Raw genomic sequence first — 4347 nt, 5'->3', positions numbered from 1 at the left:
AAAAACAAGAATTAGCATTCTATGGCTTTAAATGATTAGTTATTAGCCTTTATAAATGAATCGTGCCTTAGAATTACTCTCTCAGCATATTAAAAATTTACTATTCATTACTCATCTTTTCCTGATGTTTAATTAAATTTTTTTGGCTGTCTTTCAACTTAAGACCTGCTTCAGACAAAGCATTTGTCCAACTTCCAAAGCGTCTAATATAAGTGGCTTGTCGGTTTATTTTCTTACATTTGCAATAATCTTTAATTGTAGGTGTTCTACCTAATCGGTTAGCTACAGTCTTTAAATCAAATAATAGTTGCTCATTAGTAAGTAAATCATATTTTTCACATAGATATTCGTCTCCATCTCCAATAGCAATACAAAAATCTCTATAGGAATCGTATTTCTGCAGAATTTTTGCATAACTAACAGAAGATAATTGAGTTACATTTGGGATTCGATGGTGCTTCTTTTTAAAGTTATCGTATTCTAATAAAACTAGATGCCAATTATATTTATCCAAATCTATACCCATAGCAATACAAAATTTATCAATAGACTTTGAGCGTACGTTATTTTGACGGAAATATGTTTCTAGATCATTTCTAATTTTATCTAAGGATAAATTAATAACCTTCGAAAGATTAGCAATATTAATTTCCTTATTAGCATTTATTAAAGTCTGAATACCTGCTTTTATTATCTTAATTTTTTGAGAAGATATTTTTTGATTAAAAGTTAACACCTTAAAGTAATTAGCAGCATTTTCATTACTACCAAAATAATGCTGTATTGTCATATAAGAAATACCTATATTCTTATATTCATTGTACATAGGAATACGTCCATGTACTTGAATATATCTTTTAATTTTAAAGATAACTTCTTCTTTGGTTACTCTAGAATTCTTTGAATCAAAGGTTGCTTTAATTCCAGCAGATTTTAATGCATTTTGCCAACTGCCAAAATGATTTCTCACTGTAGCACTATGCTTATAATCAGATGCATGAGGTGGATATCCCAATTTACGGTACAGCGTCTGCAAATCCTTTACTAATTGTTTGTCAGATATTCTGTTATTTTCTTTAGATTCTGCAAGAGGTTTATCCCCTTGTGCTTTTACAAAATCAATATATGAATAATATTCTTTCGAAATAGCTTTTAATGCTCGTTTACTAAGTTCATATCTAAATGGTACTCTTCTTAATTTACGCTTTAAATCTTGATATTCTAATACAGCTTCTTCGTATTTATCATTATTAACAAGCACGTTAGAAACATTAGTTTTAAACTTAACGTTAGGATGATTTTTTTGATAATTTTTTGTACTCTGATAAAAGACAAGGAAAGGATATTCTGGAAGATGATTTTTTCCAAAATCATTTAAAACAGGCAAATAACCATATTCGTCTATAAAACGGTTCAACCTAAAATCCAGCTCTTCCTTGCTGGTTAGCATTTTACCAGTAAAGTGTGCTTGAATACCGGCTTCTTTTATTGCTACCGGCCATGTAGTAAAATACTTTTTTACTAGAGCATGAGATTTTATTTTATATGTTGTATCATATTCCTTTTCCTTAGGTGGATACCCTAACTGATTATAAAGAGACTTTATGTTTTGAAGTATTTGCTCTTTTTGAGTTAAAACTGAGTTCATAGATTATTTCTCCTTCCATTTTAAGGAAGTATAATTTAAATCAACTTATAAATGTAAATAGCTAAATTTAAGTGAAAAAAAATGTATTTAGAATTTTATTGCATACAAAAAACCGCTGAAAACTTTTTCAGCGGTTAATTAACACATAATTATTATTTTTAGCAAACGATGGCTGCTACAAAATAATAAATTCTTCCTCTAATATAGTTCTTAGATAAGAAGAAAGTATTGTCCTTAACTTTTAGTGTTCCTACAATATGACGATTAACATCTCTTCTAGAAATGCAAATCCGTTGGTTAGTAAGCCATTCTAAAGTCCACTTACCAGCATATTTACCACTCGCAATTCTATCCCAAACGGTACCATTTGCAGAAATTAGTCTCATATTAATAGTAAAATGACGAGCTTTAATTTTTCTCCCTTCATTTAGAACACTATCAAAATTTCCAATAGGATCATTTACTATAACTGCTTTATCGTCATAGTTTTCATATACTCTTCTTGCCTCTGGCAATAATTTGTTTACTCTAATCGAACTAGTCATTGAAGCATGAACAACTGGCGTAGTAGTAACCGTTACTAAAATAACAGTTAGAAGTAAAGTAAGAAACACGCTAATCTTCTTAACTAGCTTCTTAGCATTAAAAACTTGAGTAAATGAATCAAACATAAAATACCTCCACAGAAAAAGGGCTAAACACTAGCTTAGTCCTTTCTCTTCAACAAAAATAAACAATAAATTAGTTCAAAACAGCAGAACTAAAAACAACCAATTCAGTAATTACTTAATACTGAATAAAAATCAAAATCATATTTCAATAATCTTGATACATTATCAATATAGCATTAATCTTTCAAACAAAGATTATTCGTATAACTTGCTTTGATTTTTTCATAAAAAAGGTCACTGAAAACTTAACTTAAAGTTTCAATGACTCTGAATATTTGAAGTCTACTTATCTTAATTAGAATAACTAACAAAAATATTATTCTTCTTTTGAGCTAACTCCATATTCAAGATTTCTTGGGTAGACATTACTGTTCGTTCAGCTAAATTGTTAGCATCAGCAAGTACCCAATAGTTATCTTGATCTAAATCAAAACGATTTTTATTACTATTTTCGGGATATTTCTCCCATTCTTCCCAATCCTTGTTGTTCGGTGTTAGTACCACCTCATCAATTATCAAGTTATATCCTTTTTTAGTAATATAGCCTGGTTCCTTTGCTTTCAGAATAGTGTAAATATGCATTCCTTCAAACAATGAAGTATTTTCTGTAAGTTTATGACTATTTGCTAATAACTCTTTAAGCTGGTCTTGAGTATATCTAACATTCATATGTATATTACTCCTATTTAGTTAAAATGCTTAATCATTGTCTTGGGACAATTTAAAGGTAACCATTGTCCCATCAGGATAAGCCAATAATTGTGTAGCAAACGCATCGTCTTCCGAATCCATATCATCTGCTTTAGGTGCTTTAGGCTTAATATCAATAATCGTTTCATATCCTTTTTCATTAAGGGATGCATATAAAGATTTCAGTTCATTAATATTGTTAGTGCCAGTTTTAGGAGTAACTTTAAATTGAGGATCCTCATCTACCCAAGTATGTTCATCATCAATATTAGTAGTAGTTTGATCGTTAATTTTTAGTTTAACATTGACTGTCATGTCAAAGCCTTCACTTTCAACCAAATGCATAGCTTTAAGCATATCTTGATAACTTCCCTTTGATTTTATTTTTAGGGTAGCTCGATAATCAATACCTTGTTTAGCTAGTGATTTTGCAACATCAAAGGGAGTGCTAAGTTCCTCATTCTTTTTTTCTTTTTTAATCGGTGCCTGAAAATAGCAGCTAACTTTGTAATCGCCCTCACGATAAGATTTAAACAACTTAATCACATCTGAAGACCCAACTTCAGTTAAAATATCAGTATGCTTAGTTGTCGTTTGCTTATTTCCTTTAACGGTTTCATCTACAGGAAAAACCGTCTTAACGTTGTACATTTTCTTTGCCATAGAGAAGCCTCTATTTCTTTGTGTTTAATTTTTCGGCTAGAATCTGAGCAAACTTGTTCATTTTTCTAGTTTCTTCCCTTTCTTTTTCCTCCTCATCATATTTTTGTCTAAGAGTGGCCATTTGATATTTAAATTGTTCATTCTTATGTCTATGTATAATAAATTTACCGAGTGGTGTTGCAGACCACCGAGAATCATAGTAATCAGTCCAACTAAAGGTATGATTATAAACATCAATATTTTCATCTGTATAGCCGTAATGCCTTAAGATTTCTTCACAATTCCAATAAAACAGTTGTGATAATGTACTAGTAGGGTCATTTAATTTAGTAAACGTTGGATACTTCTTAATAAGTTCAGCACGCTTCTTATCCCAGCTATCTTTAAGGTTATTCTGCTCAAAGAAATTATTGAACTTGTAATCTGCAATACCCTTGGTAGCATGATCTTTAACAAGTTTATCTAAGTATTGATCAATTAATTTAGGATCAAGAAATTTCAAGCATTCATTTTCAACTTGATTAAATTCTTCTTCAAACTTCTTTGAATTTTCATCACTTTCTTTTTTCATCAATTTCATTGCTGATTTTAGTGCTATCATGTTTTAATACCTTTCTTTCATTAAGATCTTCATAGTTTCATCTTCACATAAAACATAAAAAAAGAGTTGCAATG

The 4347-nt window shown here is 30.0% G+C and carries 5 protein-coding genes; all 5 read right to left on the bottom strand.

The genetic code is table 11. From position 1 onward, the window contains the following. Positions 1–100: 100 nt before the first annotated feature. The 5 genes from BLP58_RS11550 to BLP58_RS11530 all read right to left on the bottom strand — a co-directional run bounded on the left by BLP58_RS11550 (position 101) and on the right by BLP58_RS11530 (position 4273). On the bottom strand, positions 101–1648 hold the full coding sequence (locus BLP58_RS11550; protein ID WP_013851233.1) for a homing endonuclease associated repeat-containing protein: 1548 nt from the start codon (positions 1646–1648) through the stop codon (positions 101–103). A 158-nt stretch (positions 1649–1806) separates the two neighbouring features. Continuing rightward, positions 1807–2319 (bottom strand): hypothetical protein, encoded by a 513-nt coding sequence (locus BLP58_RS11545; protein ID WP_013851234.1) that lies wholly within the window; start codon positions 2317–2319, stop codon positions 1807–1809. 291 nt (positions 2320–2610) lie between these two features. After that, positions 2611–2988, bottom strand: coding sequence for a hypothetical protein (locus BLP58_RS11540; RefSeq protein WP_013851235.1), 378 nt, complete (start codon positions 2986–2988; stop codon positions 2611–2613). Positions 2989–3018: 30 nt separating this feature from the next. After that, positions 3019–3672: a hypothetical protein gene (locus tag BLP58_RS11535; protein ID WP_025084329.1), complete on the bottom strand. Its 654-nt coding sequence runs from the start codon at positions 3670–3672 to the stop codon at positions 3019–3021. A gap of 10 nt (positions 3673–3682) precedes the next feature. After that, a complete protein-coding gene (locus BLP58_RS11530) occupies positions 3683–4273 on the bottom strand; it encodes a hypothetical protein (RefSeq protein WP_025084328.1) in 591 nt (196 codons plus the stop codon). Positions 4274–4347 lie beyond the last annotated feature (74 nt).

It is taken from the genome of Lactobacillus kefiranofaciens, from assembly GCF_900103655.1.
GTDB classification, from domain to species: domain Bacteria; phylum Bacillota; class Bacilli; order Lactobacillales; family Lactobacillaceae; genus Lactobacillus; species Lactobacillus kefiranofaciens.
Note: the sequence above shows the minus strand (reverse complement) of the source record. Positions and strands in the feature narration are given on the sequence as shown.

What these genes read in the sequence shown, in the direction of transcription:
- BLP58_RS11550 (WP_013851233.1), bottom strand. Translation starts at nt 1,648, where the DNA reads ATGAACTCAGTTTTAACTCAAAAAGAGCAAATACTTCAAAACATAAAG.
- BLP58_RS11545 (WP_013851234.1), bottom strand. Translation starts at nt 2,319, where the DNA reads ATGTTTGATTCATTTACTCAAGTTTTTAATGCTAAGAAGCTAGTTAAG.
- BLP58_RS11540 (WP_013851235.1), bottom strand. Translation starts at nt 2,988, where the DNA reads ATGAATGTTAGATATACTCAAGACCAGCTTAAAGAGTTATTAGCAAAT.
- BLP58_RS11535 (WP_025084329.1), bottom strand. Translation starts at nt 3,672, where the DNA reads ATGGCAAAGAAAATGTACAACGTTAAGACGGTTTTTCCTGTAGATGAA.
- BLP58_RS11530 (WP_025084328.1), bottom strand. Translation starts at nt 4,273, where the DNA reads ATGATAGCACTAAAATCAGCAATGAAATTGATGAAAAAAGAAAGTGAT.